Here is a 24,609-nt window from a genome sequence, read left to right as displayed (position 1 = left end):
CCTATACACGTTATGTGGATATGGGCAGGCCTGGACAGTTGAACAGGCAGCAGGTTGAAAAGTTAAAAGAAGAAAATGGCTCTCCTGTTGCAAAACGGGAAATTGAAATCAAGCCTAATTCCGGGTATTCCCAGGAGTTTGATATCCGGGAAAATGATGTTATCCTGGTAAACTTTATTAAAAAATCTTAACCCATGAATATATTAATACCAAAGTTGAAAATAGTAAAGATAACCTGCAGCTGTATGCTTTTTTTTTGCTGCTGATAATAGGAATGGCAAATGCACAGCAAAGTCTGAATAATAGCAAGCAGGAAGAAAAAATCCGTTCCCTGATCAGCCAGATGACTTTGCAGGAAAAAGTCAGTCTGTTGCACGCGAATTCCAAGTTTTATGTATCGGGAATAAAAAGGTTAGGTATACCGGAATTCGCATTGAGATAGATTTTTAAAAAGAAGGTTTGATTTTTCTTTGGGAAAGTGTTCAAAAAATTTCAAATGCTGGTTTTTTTGAACACCCTCAATATTTAATATTATCCAGGTTAGAATAACACAGGAAATCAACAATATCGGTTAAATATTGTCTAAAGAACCATTATTCGCTGCGTGCGCGTTTTTTCTCCCTGTTAGTGTAACTCCGGCACTTGCAACAATAATCAATGCTACCGCAAGCCATTCGTAAAAAGACAAGTGTTCATGCAGGAAAAAGAGACCAGAAAATGCCGCTACGGCGGGCTCTAAACTCATTAAAATACTAAACGTTTTTGCAGGGATTTTCCGTAGCGCATGCATCTCAAGCGTAAAAGGAATGGCGCTTGAGAGCAAAGCCAGCGCAAATCCTGGCAACAGCATCACAGGCCTGAAATTAATTAATAATCCGTTGCTTATAGCTATTGGCAATACCAGGATAGATGCAAAAGTCATCCCAATAGTTACGGCTTTTCCTGCATCCATTATTTGGGATATGCGTCCGCCCAGTAAAATATATGCTGCCCAGAGTGCGCCGGCAAGCAAGGCAAGTAGTACACCAATAATATCCAAACCTTTATTGCTCCATGGTGCAACCAGTGCTATCCCTGTGGCTGCAAGCAGAACCCATAAAAAGTCTATCACGCGTTTAGAGCTGGTCAGGGCAAGCGCCAGGGGGCCTATAAACTCAAGGGCAACACCCAAACCAAGCGGTATGCGGGCTATTGCTATATAAAAAATGATATTCATTGCCCCTAACGTCAAACCGTACAAAGCAACAGCCTTCCATTGCCCGGTTGTCAAATTTAGGAGGTTGGGCCGGTTAAAAATGACCAGGATGATGGCGGACAAAACTATTCTTAACGAAGAAGTTGCAGCTGCACCAAGGACAGGAAATATGCCTTTTGCAATAGCGGCGCCACCTTGAAAACTAATTATAGCTAATAGTACCGCCAGCACAGCCGGAAATTCAAGCCCTTTTTTATTCTTCATTTTAAGGATGTTTTTCGCTGAAAATAATGTTTTCGCTGATAACAGATGTCAGTATAAAGTCAGTTCATAATACGATATTAGATATGAATTTATGAAGTAAGGACCACATCGCAACAAAATCACCCAAAACAACAAAGCCCGATATTTTGATACCAGGCTTCTTGTTCGATTCTAAATGTACTCCCCAATGGTACAGATTTCAAATCATTTTGTCAATGATTTGGAGTTGTTAATTAGCTTGATTGCATGGAATCAATGAATTTGAAAATAGAATGGGGAATTTATCGAACCATTTTGAAATAATTTTGCGGTTGAGGATGACGCTCACAGCTGATAATATTATGAAGCCACGGAAAGAACAAAGCAACCCATGTAAAGGACTAAATGCAGAAATGACTTTTTTTCGCAGGGTGCATTTGTACAGCCCGTTGCAGGCGAAGCCGGAAAGTTTATCTTTATGGAAGATGTATGGAACAAAACCAATCTGGAAAAGTCTGCTTATTAATGGTTAACTTTAAGTATAAGCGATGGCAAGATAGAAATTTATAACCCTTAACTTATGGTGACCGGATTTAGGACTAACATTTCAAAAAAAAATATTAATATGAACTTTATTAATAAAGTTGCATGTGCCTGCATGCTGGTACTATTTATTGCAAAAGGTGCCAATCTTCATGCGCAAACAAAAGCAGTATCTAAACCTTTGTTTGACGATCCCCTGGAGCATGGCGCTGCTGATCCGGTTGTCATTTACAACAAACAGCAAAAAATGTGGTGGATGTTTTATACTAATCGTCGCGCCATGTTAAATGATTCAACTGGTGTTCAATGGGTACATGGTACCAAAATAGGGATAGCCGAATCAAAAGACGGCAGGGTATGGAAATATAGAGATACGGCAAATATTAATTACCGCGTTAACCCTGGTTACACATTCTGGGCTCCGGATATCATTGAAAATAAAGGTTTGTATCATATGTATTTAACCTATGTGCCCGGAATATTTACTGATTGGAACCATCCCCGGGAAATTGTGCATTTAACCAGTACCGACTTATTTAATTGGAAATTTGAATCTGTTTTACCATTAGGTACGCATCACGTCATCGACGCCTCGCTCGCCAAAGTTTCAGACGGGTTATGGAGGCTATGGTATAACGATGAAAAGAAAGGTAAAGCAATAGCATATGCCGAAAGTACTGATCTGTATAACTGGATAGATAAAGGCACCGCCATACCGGCAAATGGCGAAGGTCCTAAAGTTTTCAGATGGCACAATAAGTATTTCATGATTGTGGATGTATGGAAGGGTATGGAGGTTTACAGTTCTGATAATTTATTGACATGGACCAAACAGGAGGACCGTATTTTAGAAAAACCGGGTAAGGGTGTGGATGATCAGGCAATTGGTGGCCATTGCGATGTAGTGGTAAATAATAATAGGGCTTACATTTTCTATTTTACCCATCCTGGCCGAACAAAAGATAAACCGGCTGTTAAAGGTTCATTCGGGAATAAGCGGAGTGTAATCCAGTTAGCCGAGTTACATTATAGCAATGGGGTGATATCCTGTAATCGTGATGAACCGGCCACTATCCATTTAGTGGATAAGTAAAACCCAGCCAATGGGACTTCCTGTATAATTTCTCCCAAGGCGTCTTTCGCTTTTCTCGCAAATTTTAATGAATTGGTTCGATCTGCCCACTTTCAGGAGCCACAAGCCTCACAGGAGGCTGATACCGGTGGCAGGTTTTTGGCCAAAAAGTAATAAACATAGAAAGAATGCCAGGAATGTTTGATAACCTAAGTTCGATTAATAATTGTTTAAATGGTCATGAAATTATCGTTCCTTTTACAAAATAGCAGTTTTCGTTTCTAATAGCAATTTTTGTTCTTTCAAAAAATAGTGTTTCATAATTGGGCCTGATATGATCATGGTTGCCACTGTCATTACCACTACCCCTTCAAACACAGGCTCGCTGATGATCTTTGCCTGCAATGCCAGCAATCCTAAAACAATTTCCTGCGATCCTCTCGCATTCATGCCGAAGGCTACTGCTATTGATTCGTTTTTGGTCATGCCGCTCATGGCGCTGCCAATACCTGCACCAACGAGTTTGGCAAGGCAGGCTATAATAAGGATGATCACTACAACCTCTAGATTAAAATTGGCTATAAAGTTCAACCTCAATCCAACTGAGGCGAAAAACAACGGCGCCAATACGTTAATGGTAAATTGATGTAGCACATGTTTATGTTTCTCAGTAAAATATGCAGAATCGTTGATGCCAACGCCAACCAGGAAAGCGCCAAATATACCGCGTACCCCAAGCCCTTCGGTAATGCAGGCGCTGATCAAACAAAGACAAACGGCCATGGTGAGTACCCTGCCCGGTTTTTCACTCTTGCCGGCAAAAGCCAGCAGCTTATGAATAAGCCAGCGTCCGGCTGTTAACATGAAAACTGCATAAAGGATAACTATGCTTACTGCCCAAAAGGAGGCTTCACCTTTTCCAACATTCATTAGCTGGATGATAACGGAGAATAATATCCAGCCCAAAAAATCATCAACCATAGCCGCTGTTAATACGATGTTGCCTATGCGGGTGTTCAAAATATCCAGGTCGAGCAATATTTTGGTGATCACCGAAAGCGCGGTAATGGACAGCGCTGTACCGAAGAACAACGAGGTAACCAACTGGTTATTAAAGCCGTTTGCAAAATGGCTCTGGTACAGGTACCATACCGCTGCAAAACCGATGGCAAAAGGAAATATAATACCGGTAAGGCTTATGCTGATTGCCTGTTTACCATTCTGCCTTATCTGTTTCAGATCTACCTCAAAGCCGGCTATGAACATCAGCAAAATAATACCAATATTGGCGATGCCATCAAATGCCTCGAAAGCATGCGGGGTAGCCAGGAAAATATCTTTAAAAACAGATGGAAATAACAAACCCAAAAGGGTAGGCCCAACAATGATACCCGCGAAAATTTCACCAATAATAGCGGGTAGTTTATACCTGCGGCATAGTTCGCCCAGCAGCCTCGCTGGTATCAGGATGATCAAAAGAATAAGCAGGAAATGAATTATCTCTGATGAGTTAAGTTTAGAAACCATATTTGAATAAATTATTGCAGGTTTTCTTTTACCTCAATTCGTAATTGATGGGTATTAAAAACATGTGAAAAAGGCTGGACGCTTTTTGTTAAAAACACACTGCCTCCAATTACACTATGGTGGCCAATAACCGTGCGGCCGCCTAAAATGGTACTGCGGGCGTAAATAACCACATTGTCCTCAACAGTGGGATGTCGTTTTGTTTCGGATAGTTCTTTACTTACCTGCGCGGCACCTAACGTTACGCCCTGGTAAATAGTTACATGTTTGCCAATAACACTGGTTGCACCAATAACTATCCCGGTACCGTGATCAATACAAAAAGGCACATCGATTTTTGCTTTGGGATGAATATCAACCCCGGTTTTACCATGCGCGTGTTCAGATAAAATCCTGGGCAAAATAGGAATTGCCAACCGGGTAAGCTGATGCGCTATGCGGTAAACCGCTATAGCATAAAAACCAGGATAGGATACAATAACTTCATGCACGCTTGTGGCTGCAGGATCTTTTTCGTATATCATGGAAGCATCCTGCCGCAAATCCTGGTAAATTTCATTCAATGAATCGTAAAATGAAATAACAGCTTCCTCAATATCAATATCGTTTGGGTCCAGGTAGCTTAATAATATATTTTCGAGGTCTATCTGGTTCTTTTTTAAATGGCCGCCATATATAGATAGTTTATTGGCATGGTTATTTGGAAACAGGAACTCAAAAAGATCAGACAGCCATCCAACGCAAGCTCTGATCTTTGGTGTAGCCTCCCATTCGGCTTTATGGGTTTCATAAAGCGTTTGTATAAAGCTGTCAAATTTATCGTCTTTCATGGGCCGGTTTATCTTTTAAGACTGTGAAGGGTATTTACCAGCAAATCTATTTCGGCACAGGTATTATAAAATGCAATTGATGGCCTTACCGTAGCTTCCACACCGAAACGCCTCAAAATAGGCTGGGCACAATGATGACCCGAACGTACGGCAATACCTTGTTGGTTTAATGCCGCGCCAACTTCTTCGGTTTTGTAACCATCCAGCACAAATGATAAAACACTGGCTTTATCGGGCGCTGTACCAATCAGGCGGATGCCTTTAACCTCTTTTAACAATTGGGTGGCATAAACCAACAGGTAATGCTCATATTGAGCTATAAGCGGCATTCCCAAACGGCTTACGTAATCAATTGCCGCACCTAGACCAACTGCATCGGCAATGTTACCGGTGCCTGCTTCAAATCTGCCTGGTGCATCATGGTATTGGGTGTGCTCAAAAGTTACATCCTTGATCATATTGCCCCCTCCCTGCCAGGGCTGGGTTTCATTTAGCAGATCCTCTTTGCCATAAAGCACACCAATACCCGTTGGGCCAAATACCTTATGCCCTGAGAAAACAAACCAATCGGCGTTTAAAGCCTGTACGTCAACCGGCATATGCGATACAGATTGTGCCCCGTCAACCAATACCTTGGCTCCCGCCAGGTGAGCCAGGTGCACGATTTGCGCGGCTGGCGTAACCGTACCTAAGGCGTTTGATACCTGGGTAAATGAAACCAGTTTGGTTTTAGGGCCCAGAAGTTTTACGTACTCATCAATCAATACCTGGCCGTCGTCATCAACAGGGATAACTTTTATTTTTAAACCCTTCTTTGCCGCCAACTGCTGCCACGGAACTATGTTGGCATGATGTTCCAGCTGGCTTACAATGATCTCGTCACCGGCATGCAGGTATTGCTCGCCCCAGCTTTTGGCCACCAGGTTAATAGCCTCTGTGGCGCCGCGAACAAATATGATCTCGTTGATGGAAGCCGCGTTTAAAAAGCGCTGTACCTTTTTGCGTGCACCTTCATAAGCGTCGGTTGCCCTTGCGGCCAGTTCATGCGCCGCGCGGTGGATATTGGAGTTTTCGTGCTCGTAAAAATAACTGATGCGGTCAATTACCTGCCGGGGTTTTTGCGTTGTGGCAGCGTTATCTAACCAAACCAGTTGTTTACCGTTCACCTGCTCCTGTAATATCGGGAAATCGCGCCTTACGAGGTTTACATCAAACGGCGGACTAATGATATTACTAAGGCCTGTCAGCTTAACCTTTTGCTGATCGGATTTAACCGCGGGTAAGCCATGATTGCCTGATAAAAAATAAAAGGGGACGTCCATAACGATAGGAGCACCGGTAAATGGCAACGCATTTGACGGACCCGATGTACGGATATCGCTTAATATTTTTTTCAGGTCGGTATCAAAAGCCTGATCCTGCTGATATGGCAATTGCACCAGGCTTTCAGGGGTTGATGAAAGCTGCTCAACCGGGAAGTTCTGCTTTAAAAGCATGTCTGGTATAAGATCTGTTTTCACCAGGTATGAGTCATAACCATAGCCTGGCTGTGCAGGAAATTGACCACCGAACGCTGTGGGTATGCTTTTCTGAACGGGGGCGGACGGGTTAGGGTGATCATTTAAATTAGGATCAACGAAACTGGTTTGCGGATCTTTAAGATTAACAGCATTATTTTGGTTAATTGCAGATGGCGAAATACCGCCGCCTCCAATTGTACTTGATGGAACTGACGCGGCGGGGGGATTTACCGGCGGTGCGGCTTTAAACAACCCCACATCCGCTATATTGCCGGGCAATTGAAAACCTTCTGTGCCTTGTTGAGCAGGCAATTGGTTTACAATACCGCCCGGTCCCGATTTAAAGAATTGGTTGGCCAGTTGCTCCAATTCCTGCAGGTTGGGTAAATTGTCTGGATTAATATTTGTACTCATGGTAATTACCTAAATCAACATCCTCTAAAACAGCTATAGCATCATCAACCAATACCGCTAAAGAGCAATAAAGCGAAACCAGGTATGAAGCAATTGCTTTGTTATTGATACCCATAAAGCGGACAGATAAACCAGGTGATTGCTCGCCCGGAAGACCAGGTTGGAACAAGCCTACAACACCCTGGCGGCTTTCGCCCGTGCGTAGCAGGATGATCTTTGATTTGTTGTTAACAATAGGCAGTTTATCTGAAGGGATTAGCGGTATTCCTCTCCATGTAATAAATTGTGAGCCAAACAAAGAAACCGTTGGCGGCGGTACACCGCGGCGGGTGCATTCGCGACCAAAAGCGGCAATGGCTAAAGGGTGTAACAAGAAAAAACCGGGCTCTTTCCAAACCTTCGTGATAAGTTCATCCAGATCATCGGGAGTAGGGGGGCCTAACCTGGTTTTAATTTTTTGAGAGGCAACAACGCTGCTTAATAAACCATATTCGGTATTGTTGATTAGCTCACTTTCCTGCCGCTCTTTAACAATTTCGATAGTAAGGCGCAATTGTTCACTTATCTGGTTATAAGGCTTGCTATACAGATCAGATACACGGGTGTGCACATCCAGTACAGTATTTACCGCGCTTAGGTTATACTCCCTTGGGTTTTCTTCATAATCAACAAAAGTTGATGGCAATTCACGTTCATCGCGGTTGGAGCAGTCTACTTCTACATTGTTAGCGTCTATCACCTTGTTTAAGCGGTAAACGCCCGATTCAACAGGGACCCAATTCAATAAATGGGTAAGCCAGCGTGGCGTAATTGTTGATAATTGTGGAACGGTACGGGTTGCTACCGCTAACTGCCTTGCGGCTACATCACCAAGGGCTGTTTGTTTTGCTTTTTGCTCTGCCATTTTTTAGTTAATAGGAATATGCTTTAAATAATGAATTTTAACGTGTCTTTAATACACAAATATACGACGTACAATTATAGTATATAAATTCTATAGATTTAATATACAATTGAATTTTTTCTGAAAAATAAATTTTATTAATATACCTGATGTTGAAGTTTAGGTATTTTAAGGTTGAGGAAATAAGAGGTAAACTGTTGTTTTTGTGCTGTTTGAAATAAGACTGTCTGTAGCTAAAGCGTTTTATAGTCAGCCAGTGTCATTTATTAGGATGCAATACAGCAACTCTCCAGGATGTAGTTAAAATAAAGAAAGTAATATTTATTACTATAAATTCTATGGAATTAGTAGTAATTATAAAATCTTTTTTTACATTTGCCCCTGTAATTAAATCACAACAATTAAATCATTTAAAAGCAACCACCATGCAACCCGAACTTTTACCTAAATACGGCCTTGCTAATTACCAGTCGACAGCTATTGCTTTTGCCTGCTGTTGTATGTCTTGTTGTTGCTGTTGATATAGCACAATAAGGATTTATTCCTTCCTCCTGAACCCGCTATTCATTGCGCCGTTCTGCTGATCTTTAGAATTTATTTTTTCACTAACAGGTGCCTTTGCCGGTATGTGCATCGTCATGCGGTATCTATACTATTTATCACTTAATACAGCTCATTATGACTATTAACGACGTTTCCCTGCTTGGAAAAAAGATATTGGTTGGCATCATTGTAACACTGATACCTTTCATTATCATTTTCGGTGGCCTGTGGCTTACCCGTAAACTGCTGGAGCGAAGCTCCAAAACCAAAACAGCACTGATTGTTCAACCTCAAAACAACCCCTCATGAAACTAGAACAAGCTACTAAAACACGGATAATTAAAAACGCCTTGTTGAGCCTGCTGCTTTACACGCTGCCCATTGTGCTCATGTTTGCCACATTTTATATAACCGGCGAACACCCCTGGGAAAAGAAACAGGTGCATAAAGAACAGAATACCATAAAGAACAAAACTGTAAACACACAACCACAAAGCAATGATTGAACAGATAAAACAACTAATAGAAAACCTTAACGGTTATGGTTTTTCCGTTTTGGTATTGGTGCTCGGCGTGCTCGAGTTTTCATTTGGCCTTTATAAAAAACGTTGGAACAAAAACGAAAAGTGGGTGGATATTGCCTGCTTTACGGTTCCCAAGCTTGTGGTAAAACCTTTGGTTGCTTATTACGGGCTTAAGGTACTGCCCGCCATACTGCCAGGTTTTAAAGATACCTTTAACTGGGTGCCGTTTTTCTGGGGATTTATTATTATAGCAGTTGCCGATGATCTTACCCAATACTGGTACCACCGCTTGCATCACGAAGTGCCGTGGTTGTGGCGTTTCCATCGTACGCACCATTCGGCATCATACATGGGTATGGCAATGGCCAGCAGGCAAAATATCATTTATACTATTTTCTTTTCGCAAACCTATTTAACAACTGCGTTGGTTTATCTTGGTTTGGGTATTCCTGCTGTTATTGTTAAGGGAATTAAGGGTACCATTACTACGCTGGCCCATTCAAGTATTCCATGGGACAAGCCGTTTTATCAATACAAAATATTACATCCGCTGGCCTGGGTACTTGAACGCACCATATCAACCCCGGCAACGCACCATGCACACCATGCCGCCACTACTGATGATGGGGTAGGCTACTACAAAGGCAATTTTGGCAATATGTTTTTTTTGTGGGATGTCATTTTTGGTACGGCACATATTTCGCGCAAGTATCCCAAAGCCTATGGCATATCACATTATGAAGGCGATCAATGGTATGCGCAGCTGGCCTGGCCTATATTTAAATCAAAAGTACCCGGAAGTGAGCTTGCTGCCGATGGTCCTGTGATTAAAGCGGATGTTCCTTTGCAGCCACACCAGTTATATAGGCCCGATCCTGTGGCTGAAACCGAAGCCAAACAGGTTGAGGCACCTTATCGGTTACAGCCTGTAAAAGCTTAACGAATAAGATAGTATTTATGCAGATACAGGTGTCATCCATACCAGCCATGCGGGGTTGGTATGGATAGTAGTGCCAGCCTCAAGGACATTGGTGCCGTTAAATTATTGTATTAATTAATGGTATGGAATATCCCGGTGTTGGATAGGCGAGTAAATTAAAACAATACCCCGAAATAAATAATTGATCTGCCTGTTTAACAGGCATAATGAGAAAGGAACATGAAAAAATAAAATAATTACTTACTGCAAATAGGGGAAAAGCAAGCTTTTCCCCGGTCATTAAAACAACGAAACAGGAATCGATTGGCGTTGAGCCTGTTTCAATTGTGTCATTTTAACTATTCAAATCTATGCAAAATATTGCAAAAGCAGGGAAAGGCTATGCCTTGCCTTTTTCCCGGCCTGCAGCATCTTTTACGCTGCAAATAATCGAGGGCGCTTTTCGTCCACAACAACTATACATCCCGTTTTATACGGTTATTGATCAGTCGTCCGGTTTTTCATCCTTTAAAAACCTGTCGACATGAGAAAACTTTTATTAATTACGCTCTTAGTACTTATTGCGTTCCCGCTGGTAACGTTTGCGCAGCAAACGCAACCTATTATCAATTCAAGACTGATTGGCCGTGTTATTGACGGTGCTACCAAAGAGCCCTTGCCCGGCGCAGTGGTACGTATCGAGGGTACCACACACGCGGTAACAACTGATATTGAAGGCAAATTTAGCTTTGTAACCGGGCAAAAATTCCCATATAAACTCATTATTACTTTTACCGGTTACGAAAAACAGGAGTTTATTGCCGATGGCAGCCCGGTAGAGATCCGTTTAAAAGATGCCCAAACTCAGTTAAACCAGGTAGTTGTAGTAGGTTATGGCTCGCAAAAACGTAAGGACATTACCGGTTCGGTTGCTTCTGTACCAGCGTTGGCTTTAAAACAACCCGTTCCCTCGCTCGACAGGGCTTTGCAGGGCTCGGTTTCGGGCATACAGGTTACACAGGCCACCGGGCAACCGGGTGCAGGCGTTACTGTACAAGTGCGTGGTGTAAACTCCATTAATGCCGTTGCTGAACCTTTGTATGTAATAGATGGTTTCCCCACGTCAAACAGCAATTCGTTAACCGATGCGGGTGTAACTAATGGTCCTAAAATCAATCCATTGGCATCTATCAATACGTCGGATATCGAAAGCATCGAGGTTTTGAAGGATGCTTCGGCTACGGCTATTTATGGTACACGGGGTGCAAATGGTGTTATCATCATCACTACAAAAAAAGGTAAGGCCGGTGTATCATCCATTAATTACGATGGCAGCTACGGTAAACAGGAGGTGATCAAAACCCTATCACTGCTTACCACGCCACAATGGGAGGCCTTACGTAACGATGCGCTGGTGAACAGCGGGAAAACCGCCCAAACCGAGGGGCAGCTTAACCCTTATAATGCCAATACCGACTGGCAAAACGCTGCATTCCGCAAAGGGAGCTCGCAAAACCACAGCCTTTCTATATTTTCGGGTACCGAAAGAACCCGCCTGGCTTTTTCGGGCAACTATTTTAAACAGGATGGGATCCTGCAAAATACCAATTTTGAGCGTTATGCAGGTCGTGTAAATGTTGAGCATGATTATAACGATAAGTTCAAGATCTCGTCATTTATTACAGGCAGCCGCACCAGAGCCCAGATAGCTCCGGCCGGTGTAGTACCAGCCATTTTATTGATGACGCCCACTACGCCCATTTATAATGCCGATGGATCTTTCTTTATCAAAAATATATTTGAAGGCACTTACGGTAACCCCATCAACACGCTGTATAACCAAATCAACAACACTACAACAAGTCGTGTTTTGGGCAATATCTCCGGCGATTATAGGATCACCGAAAACCTTACCGCGAGGGTATTAGCGGGTATCGATATCATCGATAATAAACAAAACCGGTACCTGCCCGCTTCAGTATATGAGGGCTCGGGTTATTCCGGTCTTGGCGAAACAGGCACGCTTAACTCATTCAACTGGCTTAATGAAAACACGCTTACCTACAATAAAAAATTTGGCAGGCACTCATTGAATGTACTGGCTGGTTTTACCCAGCAGCAATTCAAGGCAGAAGGCTCTATCAACGGAGCATCGGGTTTTGTTAGCGATTATGATACTTACAATAACCTTGGTTCGGGTAGTATCCCCTCTATATCTGGAAGCGGCTTTGCCATAGCCCCATCTACATCCTCAAACACCTGGGCCTTGAAATCATATCTCGGCCGCGTGAACTATGGATTTAACAGCAAATACCTGCTAACACTAACTTTGCGTGCCGATGGTTCATCGAAATTTGCACCAGGCCATCAATGGGCGTCGTTCCCTTCGGCAGCTGTAGCCTGGAATGCTTCGAGCGAAAGTTTTCTTAAAAACGCCACAGCCATTAGCCAGCTAAAGCTGCGCCTGAGCGCGGGGCAAACAGGAAACAGCGATATCCCCGCATACCAGTCATATTCGCAATTAGGTTATTACCGTTACAACTTCGGCAATACCACTGTTGCCGGCTTTGCGCCTAACAGCCTGTATAACCCTAATCTTACCTGGGAAAAAACCGCTCAATATGATCTGGGTTTCGACCTGGGTTTATTTAGAGACCGGATTAACATAACTGCGGATGTATACTACAAAAAAACCACTAACCTGTTGCTTTACCTGCCGCTGCCTGCAACAAGTGGCTTAACCGTTATTACCAATACTTCAATCACCAATCCGCAACAGTATGAAAACGTGGGCTCGGTGCAAAATAAAGGGTTCGAGATCGGTATAAACTCCCATAACCTAACAGGTGATTTTGTATGGAGTACCAACCTCGTATTCGCCGTTAACAGGAACAAAGTATTAAGCCTTGGCGGCAATGGCGTTAACCGATTCATTCCAGATTCGTCTCTGCCTTCTATCATTAAAGTTGGCGAGCCTATCGGTTCATTCATCGGTTATAAAACCAATGGTTTAATCCAGGCGGGCGGGCCGGTACTTACCCCGGCGGCCAACACATCGCCCGGTGCCCAAAACTACCAGGATATCAACGGAGATGGCAAAATAACACAGGTGGCCGATAGGGTGATTCTTGGTAACGCACAACCTAAATTTACAGGTGGTATTACCAATACTTTTTCCTATAAAGGCATCGACCTGAGCATATTCCTGCAGGGTTCATACGGTAATAAGATCTATAACCAGCAACGTAATGTATTGGAATTAGGTACAGGTTACACCAATGCTACCACCACTTTGCTTAACCGCTGGACACCAACTAACACCAATACCGATGTACACAGCGCTTTCCAGGATCCGGCGGCAACCATATCCGACAGGTTTGTGGAGAATGGCTCGTACCTGCGCCTCAGAAGCCTCAGTTTAGGATATACTTTCCCGCAATCGGTATTTTCCAAATCGCCAATCAAGAAAATCAGGATCTACGCAAACGCGCAGAACCTGGCTACCTGGACTAAGTATACCGGGTACGATCCGGAGGTGAGCAGTAATGAGCAGTCGGCCATTACCTCGGGTGTTGATAACGGGGCATATCCAAACAACAAGTCGTTTATTGTAGGTATAGGGATCACCCTGTAGCGGTTAACTTTTGATTTTTTAAAACATGAAAACTAAAAATATTAAATACCTGATCTTACTAATAGCGCTTGGTGCTGTTTCATGCGCTAAGCTCAATGAAGATCCCCGGTCATTTATACCGGCAAACCAGTTTTATAAAACCCAGGCCGATGCCGTGGCTACGGTTACAGCTGCTTATTCGTTATTGAACGCCGGTGCAAATGGTGTGCAAACGCCATATAATACCCTTTTTAATACCGGTATGAATTTTATGGGCGATGATGAAGGTCCTGGTCCCGGCGCTACAAACGCCGATGTGCGTTCACAGGCTGTGCTTGGGCATTCGGCATCGGGCTTACGTATTTTGCAGATCTGGCAGCAGCACTACGCGGCTATCAAAAAAGCCAATATTGCCATTGATACCATACCCAATATCAAATTTGATGCAACGCTAAACAAAAGACTTGTTGCCGAAGCGAAGTTTTTAAGGGCATTGTACTATTTTAATTTAGTGCGTTTGTATGGCGATGTCCCTTTGGTACTTCATGATCAAACATCCATTAACCTATCTGACCTGCAGGTTCCCAGAACAGCCGCTGCTACGGTTTATAACCAGATAGAGACCGACCTGACCGCGGCCGCTGTCGATTTGCCGAATAACTATACCGGTGCAGATGTTGGCAGGGCTACTGCGGGCGCCGCTTATTCATTGCTGGCCAAAGTTTATCTTACCGAGCGTAAATGGGACAAAGCCGTAACCCAGGCCGAAGCAGTGATCAATGGCCCATACGGGTACGACTTATTTGCCAACTATGCCGATGTGTTTTTGCCTGCAACCGAAAATGGTAAAGAACATATTTTCTCGGCCCAGTTTAAATCAAACTCGCAGGGGCAGGGCAATAACCAGGCACCTCGCTCGGTGCTGAACGGCATACCCGGCATGGTGGGCAGTTATGCCGATCAGGTGGTGTTTTACACGGTACCTGATGCTACCAAACCGGGTGGCGTGGATAAGTTTTTCAGCATCTATAAACTGTATCCGGCTAATGATAAGCGCAAACGGGTAAGCTTTGTAACCCGTTTCCAAAGCCCCACAACCAACCTGTATTATGGTAAGCTGAATGATGCCACTATCGCTAACGACTCGATCCCTTTCTTTAATAAATACTTCGACCCGGGCGTTGTGGCTAATGAAGCCGAATCGGGTGCTAATGTGCATATTATCCGCTTTTCGGATGTGCTGCTGATCCACGCTGAAGCCGAGAATGAACTGAACGGGCCAACGGCTAAAGCTTACGCATCTATCAACCGGGTAAGGAAACGTGCCGGCCTCGACGACCTCTCGGGGCTTGACCAGGCTGCTTTCCGTGATGCGGTTTATTTGGAACGCAGACTGGAATTTGTATTTGAATACCAGCGCTGGTTCGACCTGATCCGCGAGCGGGATGCATCAGGCAAGGGCATTCTTGAGGCAAGCTTGCTTAAAGTTGGCAAAACCAACGTAACCAAAGGCGCGGCGGGCAAATTTTACCTGTTCCCTATACCTCAGCAGGAAGTAGATAACAGCAACGGCAAACTCACCCAAAACCCTGGCTGGCAATAAAAGCACAATACCAAAGAGAACGGCAAATGGGGAATAAAATTCAGATCAAGCTATGCCGAATAATATCAAGATTAAATTAAATATTATGAAAAAACTAAACATCATTATTCTGCTGCTCCTGGCGGTTACAGGTATACAGGCTCAAACTTACGTACAAAAAAGATCGGCTAAAATTATAGTAACACCCGAAGTAAGTAAAAAACTGCTTGCCGAAGTACAGCAGCGCAAAGCCTACCTGGTAGATGTGCGCAGCCCGGATGAATATAACCAGGAGCATTTAAAGTATGCCACCAATATCAATATCAAGTCTGCTGATTTTGCCGATCAGATCAAAAAATTAGATAGAACAAAGCGCATATACCTGTATTGCCATTCTGGTAACCGGAGCGGTAAGGCTGCCGATTCCCTGGTAACGCTGGGGTATAGTTTGGGCTATAATATTGGCGGCATTGATAGCTTAACAAAGGTTGGTTTCCCTGTTCAACAGTTTCAATTTAAACCATAACATAAACATCTCATGAGGATATTAAATAATTTCATTCAAAAGCTACCGGGAAATTCCGAAACCGGTTATTTAAAAAAAATATGGCCTCTTACAATGGTCATCGGTTTAATTGGGTTGCAAAGTGCAAAGGCCCAAAATAATCAACCTTATGGCGGCGTGGTGGGCAAAACGCTTGATGATTCAAAGGAGTGGTGGCCCGAGCCTCGTAAAGCACCCACCGGCGCGCCAAATGTATTGTGGATTATTTTAGATGACGTTGGCTTCGGCGCATCAAGTACTTTTGGCGGCATCATCAAAACCCCTAATTTTGATACGCTCGCCAATAACGGCCTGCGTTATACTAACTTTCACACGGCTGGTATTTGCGCGCCTACACGCTCGGCCTTGCTTACCGGCCGCAATCACCATTATGTTCATGAAGGCGGGTTTTCGCATGTTACCCTGTCGGCCGGTTTTCCGGGTTACGACGGGCGTATCCCATCTGACAAAGGAACAATTGCCGAAATATTAAGGGAGAATGGCTATAACACTTTTGCAGTGGGGAAATACGGACTTACGCCCGATGAGGATGCTACTGATGCCGGTCCATTCGACCGCTGGCCCACAGGTAAAGGTTTTGATCATTTCTTCGGATTTTTAGGATCGGCCACCGATCAGTACAAGCCAGATTTGGTAGAGGACAATGCCCATGTAACACCAGATGGCCGCCACCTTACCGACCAGATAACCGATAAGGCTATATTCTATTTAACCCGCCAGCATAAAGCAGCGCCCGATAAACCATTCTTTTTATACTACGCACCAGGTGCCACCCATTCGCCCCACCAGGTGGCTGCCGAGTGGAGTGACTTATATAAGGGCCAGTTTGACAGTGGCTGGGACGATTTCAGGGAGAAAGTAATCGCAAGGCAAAAGAAACTGGGCATTATCCCGGCATATGCCAAACTGCCCGAGCGCAACCCGCGCATCCCGGCCTGGAACTCATTGCCTGCGGCAGAGAAAAAGCTGTACGCGCGCTTTATGGAGGTATACGCCGGTTACCTTACCTATACCGATCATGAAGTTGGCAGGCTTATCAATCATTTAAAACAAAGCGGCCAACTGGATAATACGTTGGTATTTGTGATTATTGGTGATAACGGGGCCAGCAAGGAAGGTACGGTTCACGGGGTTATCAACCTCAAAAAGAACTCGGCCAAACTGGTAGCAGAAGATACTTACCTGAAAACGAATATTGAAGATATTACCGATATAGGCACACCACAGGCAAGTACCAACTACCCCCTGGACTGGGCGCAGGCAGCTAATACACCATTTAAATATTGGAAACAGGATGCCAATTCAGAAGGCGGCACCCGCAACCCGCTTATTGTGTATTATCCAAAAGGCATTAAAGGTAAAGGGACCATTCGTACACAATACGGCCATGTAATTGACGTGCTGCCTACCACGCTTGAGTTTACCGGGATTAAACTGCCCGGGGATATCAGGGGTATTAAGCAAGATACCTTACAAGGCACTTCGCTGGTTTACTCATTCGATCATCCCGAAGCGCCGGCCCGCCACGTTTTACAGCATTATTATATTTTTGGTTCAAGGTCGGTTTATGTCGATGGCTGGAAAGCAGAGGCCGCACACCACCCGGACAATGTGGAACTGGGCGACTTTAAAGTGGGGCAGAACGTGCCGGATAAAAGCTTTGATGAGGATGTATGGGAACTATACAACCTGAACCAGGATTTTAACGAGCGTGTTGATCTTGCAAAAAAATATCCCGAAAAGCTAAAGGAGCTCAAAGCGGTTTTTGAAGAGCAGGCAAAGAAGAATAACCTGTATCCATTTATCGACTGGTACGATGTTTATCACCAGCGCATCCACCAAAACTATAAAAAATAAACCTGTAATCTTTTCAATATGAAAAACGCTTATAGAATATCATTAGCTGTTATAGCTTTTGCACTGGGCGGGACGCCGGCAATAGCGCAAACCTCAAAAGTAGGGGCCGCAAATATTCCGCCATCTGACCCGGCTACTTATAAAGGAGTTGAGGGCAAAACCCTCGCCGAATCAAAAGAATGGTGGGCAAAACCATTAAAAGCCCCTAAAGGCGCACCAAACGTTGTTTGGATTTTGTTGGACGATATAGGCTTTGGCGCATCGGGAACTTTTGGCGGCCTCATCAGTACACCAAATTTTGATACGCTTGCCAACAATGGTTTGCGGTATACCAACTTCCATACCGCGGGTATTTGCGCGCCAACACGGTCGTCGTTACTTACCGGGCGCAACCATCATTATGTGCATATGGGTAATTTTGCCCACGCCTCAACTGCCGCCGGTTTCCCCGGTTATGATGGCCGCATCCCGCCTGATAAGGGCACTATTGCCGAAGTATTACGTGCAAATGGATACAGCACCTTTGCTGTGGGTAAGTGGGGCGTAACACCCGATGAAGATACAACCGCCGTTGGCCCGTTTGATCGCTGGCCTACCGGCAAGGGTTTCGACCATCACTTCGGTTTCCTGGAATCGGCAACCGACCAGTATAACCCGCCACATTTGGTGGAGGATAACTTCCATATCAAACCGGATGGCCGTAACCTTAACGAACAGATCACCGACAAAGCCATAGCCTATATCGATGCTGCGCACAAGGCAGCGCCCGATCAGCCTTTCTTTTTGTATTATGCCCCCGGCGCCACCCATGCCCCGCACCAGGTAAGCAAGGAGTGGAGCGATTTGTATAAAGGTAAGTTTGATGAGGGCTGGGATGTATACCGCCAAAAGGTTTTTGACCGCCAAAAGAAGGCCGGCTATATCCCCGCGTATGCCAAATTACCCGAGCGTAACGAGCGTATCCAGGCCTGGAACAAACTGCCGGCTGATCAGCAAAAATTGTACGCCCGTTTTATGGAGGTTTATGCGGGATACCTTACCTATATCGACAACCAGGTTGGCCGGGTGATCAGCTATCTGAAAGCTTCGGGCCAGTTTGATAATACATTGGTTTTTGTGATGATAGGCGATAACGGTGCAAGCAAAGAAGGAACCGTTCACGGTGTTATCAATCCTAAAAACTCCGCACTTACCACTCCCGAGGCTGATTATATTAAAAAGAACGAAAGCGATTACGAAACCATCGGTACACCCGAAGCCTCAACCAATTATCCTTTAGGCTGGGCACAGGCAGCTAATACGCCATTTAAGTATTGGAAATCGGATGCAGATGCCGAGGGAGGTACCCACAACCCGCTGATTGTTTACTATCCAAAAGGCATCACCGAAAAAGGAGGCATCCGTACACAATACGGCCACGTTTCGGATATCTTCCCCACAACCATTGAGGCTGCGGGCTTAAAACTACCTGGTTATATCAAAGGCATTAAACAGGATACACTGCAGGGCAAATCGTTGTTCAGCTCGTTTAACAATGCCCAGGCAAAATCACTGCATACCCAACAATACTATTACATTTTTACCTCACGATCTATCTATAAAGATGGTTGGAAGGCCGAGGCGGCACATCGCCCGGATAATGTGGACCTGCTGAACTTTCCGCAGGGAAAAACTCTCCCTGAACGTAACTATGACAAGGATGTTTGGAAGCTTTATAACCTGAACGAGGATTTTAATGAACGTGTCGACCTGGCCAAAAAATACCCGGAAAAGCTGAAGGAATTGAAAGACTTATTTGATGCCGAAGCTAAGAAGAACCACATCTACCCATTTATCGATAGGGATGATATTAACAACAAAAGAATTCATCACCTCGAAAACAATAATTAAGCTTATGAAAAACTTAAAAACTATATTGCTGGCTCTGCTGGTAATTTTCACCGGCGAAGTAAAAGCACAATCGCCTGCGCTGTTATCAATTGAAGCTTTTGCAGCCAAATTAAAACAGGCCAAAGATCCGCAGGTACTTGATGCCCGCTCTGCCGAGGAGTTTGTGCAAAACCATATTAAAGATGCTATAAATGTTGATGCCAAAGCCGCTGATTATCAGCAAAAACTTGATGGCCTGGATCAGGATAAACCAACATTTGTTTATTCGATAGCCAACGGCCGCAGCGCTGTGCTTTCGCGCGAGTTGCGCGCCAAAGGTTTTAAAGATGTGGAAGAGCTCCCCGGCGGTTTGGCCAATTGGATTGGTTCGGGATATCCTATTATTTCGACTACAAAAAAAGGTGTATCGCTTTCCAAAGCACAGTTTACCGAACTCGCGGCCTCATCGCCATTGGTTTTGGTTGATTTTGGATCGAGGTATTGCGGTGCCTGTAAAAAGCTGGTGCCCGTGCTCGACTCTTTGAAGGCTAATGCCGCCTTTGCACCCAGGGTGATCAGCATTGAAGTTTATGACAATACCGCCCTTGCCAAAGAGCTAAAGGTAAACGTGCTGCCAACATTGGTACTATATAAAAACGGCAAGGAAGTTTGGAAAAAGCAGGGCTTTTCATCAACCACTCAAATTAAGGCCGCTACCGAACAAGTTAAAACCGGACTGGCTGCCAGCGGTAAATAAAGCACAGCTATGCTAAAACGAATCTGTTACTTACTTATCATTATGTTTTATATGGGGCCTGCATTTGGGCAGGCCCCTAAACAAAAGCCCAATATCGTTATCATTTTGGCCGACGATATGGGCTTTTCTGATATCGGCTGTTTTGGCTCCGAAATCAGCACCCCCAATATCGACAGGCTGGCCCGCGAAGGCCTTAAAATGATCCAGTTTTATAATGCCGGTAGATGTTGCCCATCACGCGCGGCGCTGTTAACCGGTTTGTACCCACACCAGGCAGGTGTTGGCGATATGGTAAAATATAAAGGCTCACCCGCATACCAGGGATTTTTAAATGAAAATAGCGCTACCATTGCCGAATTGTTAAAGGATGAGGCAGGTTATAATACCATTGTTTCGGGAAAATGGCACGTAGGTTTGCAGCAATCAGCACTGGCATATAACCGCGGGTTCGATAGGTCGTTTACGATGTTGAACAACGGCAGCAGCTACTTTAATTCGGCACCGCTGTATAATGATGGCAGCAAGATCACTTTTATGCTTAATGATAAAGAAGTAACCCGCAATGATACTTCAAAATACCTGACGCAGGCCATTACAGATTTTGCTGTCAAATCTTTAGATGAGATCAAAGAGCAGCAAAAACCTTTCTTTTTATATGTAGCCTACAATGCGCCGCACTGGCCTATCCAGGCCTTGCCCCAGGATATTGCAAAATACAAAGGCCAATACCTCAAAGGTTGGGATGTTTTGCGAAAACAACGCTATGAAAAACAGGTGGCTGCGGGTATCATCAAAAAACAATGGCAATTATCTGCCCGTGATGAGCGTGCACCGGCCTGGGATTCACTATCTCCCGAAGAAAAAGATAAATGGGACACCCGCATGGCCATCTACGCGGCGATGGTTTACCGGATGGATGCCTGTATCGGCCAGATCATAGCCAGTCTTAAACACCTGGGAAAGGATAAAAACACAATTATCCTTTTCGCCTCAGACAACGGCGGCAGTGCCGATGAAGTGAAAAGTCTGTCCACGGTTATCCAAAAATCTGGCTTGCCGGGCTCGGTAAATTCCATAGACAGTTACGAGATCCCATGGGCCAATGTAAGTAATACGCCGTTTAAGTTGTTTAAGCGCAATACGCATGAAGGTGGTATAGCAACACCACTCATAGCCTGGTATCCGGGGCAAATCAAAGCAGGCAGCATCAATAGCAGTCCTGGTCACCTGATAGATCTGATGCCCACCTGTCTTGATCTTGCAGGGGTAAAATATCCAACTCAGTTTAAAAACAGGCAGCTTACACCCTTGGCAGGTATCAGCCTGGTTAACGCTTTCAGAAACAAATTTTACAAAGGAAATAAAACACTATTTTGGGAACACGAAGGCAGCGGGGCTATCAGGAAAGGCAAGTGGAAGCTGGTGGCCGAACCTGGCCGGCCATGGGAGTTATATGATCTTAATGCTGATCGATCTGAAATAAAAAACCTGGCCGTCAAATATCCGGCTAAGGTCAAAAATCTTCAAAACGAGTATTCGGCCTGGGCGAAAAGTGTAGGGGTGGTTGATTGGGATACGATAAAGAATCTTTGAATTATGTATTATAGTCATTAGGAATGGATACTAATTTCTTCTTTTTCAGGCTTGCTAAAATATACGCATGACTTTTTTAGTATGTGTATTTGTTATTCTAATACAAAACAAATACTTTTTTTTATTCCCTACAACAATTCTGCTTGATCCCTTTATATGCGGCTTTTGAGAGGGGCTATAATGAAAAAAGCCCTAAATCATTGATTTAAGGGCTTAATGAAGCGTTTGACATCAGCTTCAGTACTCAGAGCGGGAATCGAACCTGCTTTGTAAGTCCCTAAATTATAATAAGTTATAAATTTCTAAAAGATCATTCAACGATTTATACAACACCATATTTAGCCATTAATCATTGTACTACAAATATAAAAAACTTTTGATCTTAGAAAAATTCAAACGATGATTTTTTATAAAAATTGGACCGACTTGAGCCGTATCCAATTATTTTCAATATTTTAAAATTTTCCAATAGTGATAATTTCCGAATTTTCCAGAAATGATTTGATACAGTTATTGCCTCCTCATAAAACCTGATTTTCGTTTTGGATACCTAAGCGTCGCTAAGAGCCATATTTATAATCAAACCAATGCCTCGACATTAAGTACCTTAAGAAAAAACAACAAATATTAAGAAAGTGTAAACAAATGAAAAAGACCGCATCATTTGTAATATGATACGGTCTCTTTTTATTAGTAGCCCGGATTTTGGACAATGTTAGGGTTTAAAGAACGCTGATCATTTGGAATTGGAAGCAGGTAATGCATTCGCTTAAAATTTCGATTGCTGGCTGGGTCCACTATAACCGCACCAGTTTGACTATCRACACCGTAAACAAATTTATTAGGATTGTAGATCGGATTATGGGTAATAGGATTCGTGCCGGTCGCGGTTTCCGTTGGTTGGCCGTTGTATTGCACAACCATACCCTCAATTGGCTTATTCAACTCTGTTTCGGCTATGCCCCACCGCTTCAGGTCATCATAGCGGCTGTTTTCCATGTAAAGCTCAAGTGCACGCTCCCTTCTTATCTCTCCCAGCATGGTAAGACTTGCGTATGGAGCAATCAAGGCATTGGTAAGTGGGGCAACCGAGTTACGTGCCCTGATTTTGTTAATCGATATGTTCAGATCTGCATCTGAAATAGAACCTCCGCTCAACTCACATTTGGCTTCGGCGTAAATCAAATAGACTTCAGCAAGGCGTATTTGCGGGTAATCATAAGATTCCTGGTAATCGGCCCTTGTAGATTCTTCAGAACAGAATTTACGATTCCCGTAGCCGCCGTTTATATTCGAATATAAATCCGGATAGAAAGGCTTTATTATAGCTGGAAAATTGAATGTTGTAATATAATTGGCCAAATTATAATTTGCGCCTGTGCTTGCACCAAATCCCCAATATTTATTTTTAGGAATATACACAAGGCTGCGTAGTCTCCATTCACGATTTTCAAATTCGTCGGTCATTTTCGCATACCCTTTAGCCAGTGGGGACACTGTAAAAGGAAGCCCGTCTGTGCATAGGTACATGTCCATCATTTTCCTTGAAGGTCCCCACCCCCCTAAGGTGTGGGTTAAATTAGCGTTGCCTTGTAAAAGCGTAAAGTCATAGTGGCTTGACAGGAGATATTCTTTATTAGCTACTTTGGTCAGCCCTTTCGGGTTTGAATTGGCGTCGTCGAGGTTGAACATGTAATAATAGCTCAGCGTGTCGACTCCATTGAACAATGAATAGGTATTGTCTGTCATTACCTGCGAGGCTAAGCTTGCAGCCTGGGTCAGCCATGTTGTTGTACTATCGGCCTTTTTCTGGTTTTGTGCCCAGTCGGTAGTGGTATTAACATACTTTTCCCAGGTTGCCTCATAAAGCAGAACGCGTGCTTTAAAAGCTTTGGCAGCTTGCTGGCTTACTTGTCCTTTATCTGCTGATGCAATGCTCGCCTCTAATGGTAAACCTGCAATAGCAACATCGAGATCCCTAAAAATCTGGTTTGCTACCTCGTAGCGGGTGTTTCTTGGTGCCTGAAGGTCGGCGGAATTTACAGATAGTACTTTAGTGGCAAGTGGTATTCCGCCAAATCGCTTCAACAGCAAAAAATGGTGCCATGCGCGAAAGAAATAGGCTGCTGCCACATATTGTTTGATCGCGGCCTTGTCGCCAGTGTAATTAGCCGCTGCTTCAATCAATACATTATTGGCCCGGATATACGCATAGGTATTTAACCAGTAAATATCAGTTTGCGGTGTCGATACTGCACCTTGGCCGTAAGCGCTGATTGCTAATGTCAAATCCGAGCCTGCATCCATGTAATCGTAAATATTACTGTTTGCGGCACCCTGAACATCTGACTTAACAGGACGGAAGCCTATCATTTTGTTGTAAAAATCATTAGAAAACGATTTGAACTGGGCAGCATTCTGAAAGAACGAGGCCGTAGTAGGCTGGTCGATCGGGTTCAGATCCAAAAATGTTTTTTTGCATGCGCTGGCTGAGATAATCAGGGAGAGCGCTATTATATAGTTTAACTTTTTCATTTAT

General features: G+C 43.9%; 18 protein-coding genes and 1 pseudogene. 13 read left to right on the top strand and 6 right to left on the bottom strand.

The window, feature by feature from the left end; translation table 11 throughout:
• Positions 1–191, top strand: a pseudogene (locus AC1DQW_RS21230) (GH39 family glycosyl hydrolase); the annotation flags it as partial.
• Positions 192–571: 380 nt separating this feature from the next.
• On the opposite strand, the gene AC1DQW_RS21225 reads toward AC1DQW_RS21230, so the two are convergent.
• A complete protein-coding gene (locus AC1DQW_RS21225) occupies positions 572–1,459 on the bottom strand; it encodes an EamA family transporter (RefSeq protein WP_477455892.1) in 888 nt (295 codons plus the stop codon).
• A 604-nt stretch (positions 1,460–2,063) separates the two neighbouring features.
• Here AC1DQW_RS21225 and AC1DQW_RS21220 point away from each other — a divergent pair.
• Positions 2,064–3,074, top strand: coding sequence for a glycosyl hydrolase (locus AC1DQW_RS21220; RefSeq protein ID WP_477455891.1), 1,011 nt, complete (start codon positions 2,064–2,066; stop codon positions 3,072–3,074).
• Between the two features lie 237 nt (positions 3,075–3,311).
• On the opposite strand, the gene AC1DQW_RS21215 is transcribed toward AC1DQW_RS21220, so the two are convergent.
• From AC1DQW_RS21215 to AC1DQW_RS21200, 4 genes are read right to left on the bottom strand one after another with little or no spacing between them, the layout of a single operon-like run.
• Positions 3,312–4,580, bottom strand: a complete 1,269-nt coding sequence (locus AC1DQW_RS21215) for a cation:proton antiporter (RefSeq protein ID WP_477455890.1) — start codon at positions 4,578–4,580, stop codon at positions 3,312–3,314.
• A gap of 11 nt (positions 4,581–4,591) precedes the next feature.
• Positions 4,592–5,410 carry a serine acetyltransferase domain-containing protein gene (locus tag AC1DQW_RS21210; RefSeq protein WP_477455889.1) on the bottom strand — a complete coding sequence of 273 codons (819 nt, stop codon included), beginning with the start codon at positions 5,408–5,410 and terminating at the stop codon, positions 4,592–4,594.
• Between the two features lie 8 nt (positions 5,411–5,418).
• Positions 5,419–7,344, bottom strand: a complete 1,926-nt coding sequence (locus AC1DQW_RS21205) for a family 2A encapsulin nanocompartment cargo protein cysteine desulfurase (RefSeq protein WP_477455888.1) — start codon at positions 7,342–7,344, stop codon at positions 5,419–5,421.
• Positions 7,328–8,248, bottom strand: coding sequence for a family 2A encapsulin nanocompartment shell protein (locus AC1DQW_RS21200; RefSeq protein ID WP_477455887.1), 921 nt, complete (start codon positions 8,246–8,248; stop codon positions 7,328–7,330). Before AC1DQW_RS21200 ends, AC1DQW_RS21205 begins: the two co-directional genes overlap by 17 nt.
• A gap of 678 nt (positions 8,249–8,926) precedes the next feature.
• Here AC1DQW_RS21200 and AC1DQW_RS21195 point away from each other — a divergent pair.
• The 11 genes from AC1DQW_RS21195 to AC1DQW_RS21145 all read left to right on the top strand — a co-directional run bounded on the left by AC1DQW_RS21195 (position 8,927) and on the right by AC1DQW_RS21145 (position 22,070).
• Positions 8,927–9,100, top strand: coding sequence for a hypothetical protein (locus tag AC1DQW_RS21195; RefSeq protein ID WP_477455886.1), 174 nt, complete (start codon positions 8,927–8,929; stop codon positions 9,098–9,100).
• Positions 9,097–9,297 (top strand): hypothetical protein, encoded by a 201-nt coding sequence (locus tag AC1DQW_RS21190; protein ID WP_477455885.1) that lies wholly within the window; start codon positions 9,097–9,099, stop codon positions 9,295–9,297. Before AC1DQW_RS21195 ends, AC1DQW_RS21190 begins: the two co-directional genes overlap by 4 nt.
• Positions 9,290–10,255, top strand: a complete 966-nt coding sequence (locus AC1DQW_RS21185) for a sterol desaturase family protein (protein ID WP_477455884.1) — start codon at positions 9,290–9,292, stop codon at positions 10,253–10,255. The genes AC1DQW_RS21190 and AC1DQW_RS21185 overlap by 8 nt, the downstream gene beginning before the upstream one ends.
• A 350-nt stretch (positions 10,256–10,605) precedes the next feature.
• Complete coding sequence (locus AC1DQW_RS21180) at positions 10,606–10,782, top strand: hypothetical protein (protein ID WP_477455883.1); 177 nt, start codon at positions 10,606–10,608, stop codon at positions 10,780–10,782.
• Positions 10,779–13,868: a SusC/RagA family TonB-linked outer membrane protein gene (locus AC1DQW_RS21175; protein WP_477455882.1), complete on the top strand. Its 3,090-nt coding sequence runs from the start codon at positions 10,779–10,781 to the stop codon at positions 13,866–13,868. Before AC1DQW_RS21180 ends, AC1DQW_RS21175 begins: the two co-directional genes overlap by 4 nt.
• Before the next feature lie 25 nt (positions 13,869–13,893).
• Positions 13,894–15,450, top strand: coding sequence for a RagB/SusD family nutrient uptake outer membrane protein (locus AC1DQW_RS21170; protein ID WP_477455881.1), 1,557 nt, complete (start codon positions 13,894–13,896; stop codon positions 15,448–15,450).
• Positions 15,451–15,535: 85 nt separating this feature from the next.
• Positions 15,536–15,955, top strand: a complete 420-nt coding sequence (locus tag AC1DQW_RS21165) for a rhodanese-like domain-containing protein (protein ID WP_477455880.1) — start codon at positions 15,536–15,538, stop codon at positions 15,953–15,955.
• A 12-nt stretch (positions 15,956–15,967) separates the two neighbouring features.
• A complete protein-coding gene (locus AC1DQW_RS21160) occupies positions 15,968–17,851 on the top strand; it encodes an arylsulfatase (RefSeq protein ID WP_477455879.1) in 1,884 nt (627 codons plus the stop codon).
• Positions 17,852–17,869: 18 nt separating this feature from the next.
• Entirely contained in the window at positions 17,870–19,741 is a 1,872-nt protein-coding gene (locus AC1DQW_RS21155) for an arylsulfatase (protein ID WP_477455878.1), read from the top strand.
• A 4-nt stretch (positions 19,742–19,745) separates the two neighbouring features.
• Positions 19,746–20,477: a thioredoxin domain-containing protein gene (locus tag AC1DQW_RS21150; protein WP_477455877.1), complete on the top strand. Its 732-nt coding sequence runs from the start codon at positions 19,746–19,748 to the stop codon at positions 20,475–20,477.
• Positions 20,478–20,486: 9 nt separating this feature from the next.
• Positions 20,487–22,070, top strand: coding sequence for an arylsulfatase (locus AC1DQW_RS21145; RefSeq protein WP_477455876.1), 1,584 nt, complete (start codon positions 20,487–20,489; stop codon positions 22,068–22,070).
• Positions 22,071–22,760: 690 nt separating this feature from the next.
• Here the strand turns inward: AC1DQW_RS21145 and AC1DQW_RS21140 are convergent.
• Positions 22,761–24,605 (bottom strand): RagB/SusD family nutrient uptake outer membrane protein, encoded by a 1,845-nt coding sequence (locus tag AC1DQW_RS21140; protein ID WP_477455875.1) that lies wholly within the window; start codon positions 24,603–24,605, stop codon positions 22,761–22,763.
• Positions 24,606–24,609 lie beyond the last annotated feature (4 nt).

It is taken from the genome of Mucilaginibacter sp. P5_A4 (genome assembly GCF_056400605.1).
The sequence above is the reverse complement of the archived record's forward strand: the minus strand, read 5'-3'. Positions and strand labels throughout refer to the sequence as shown.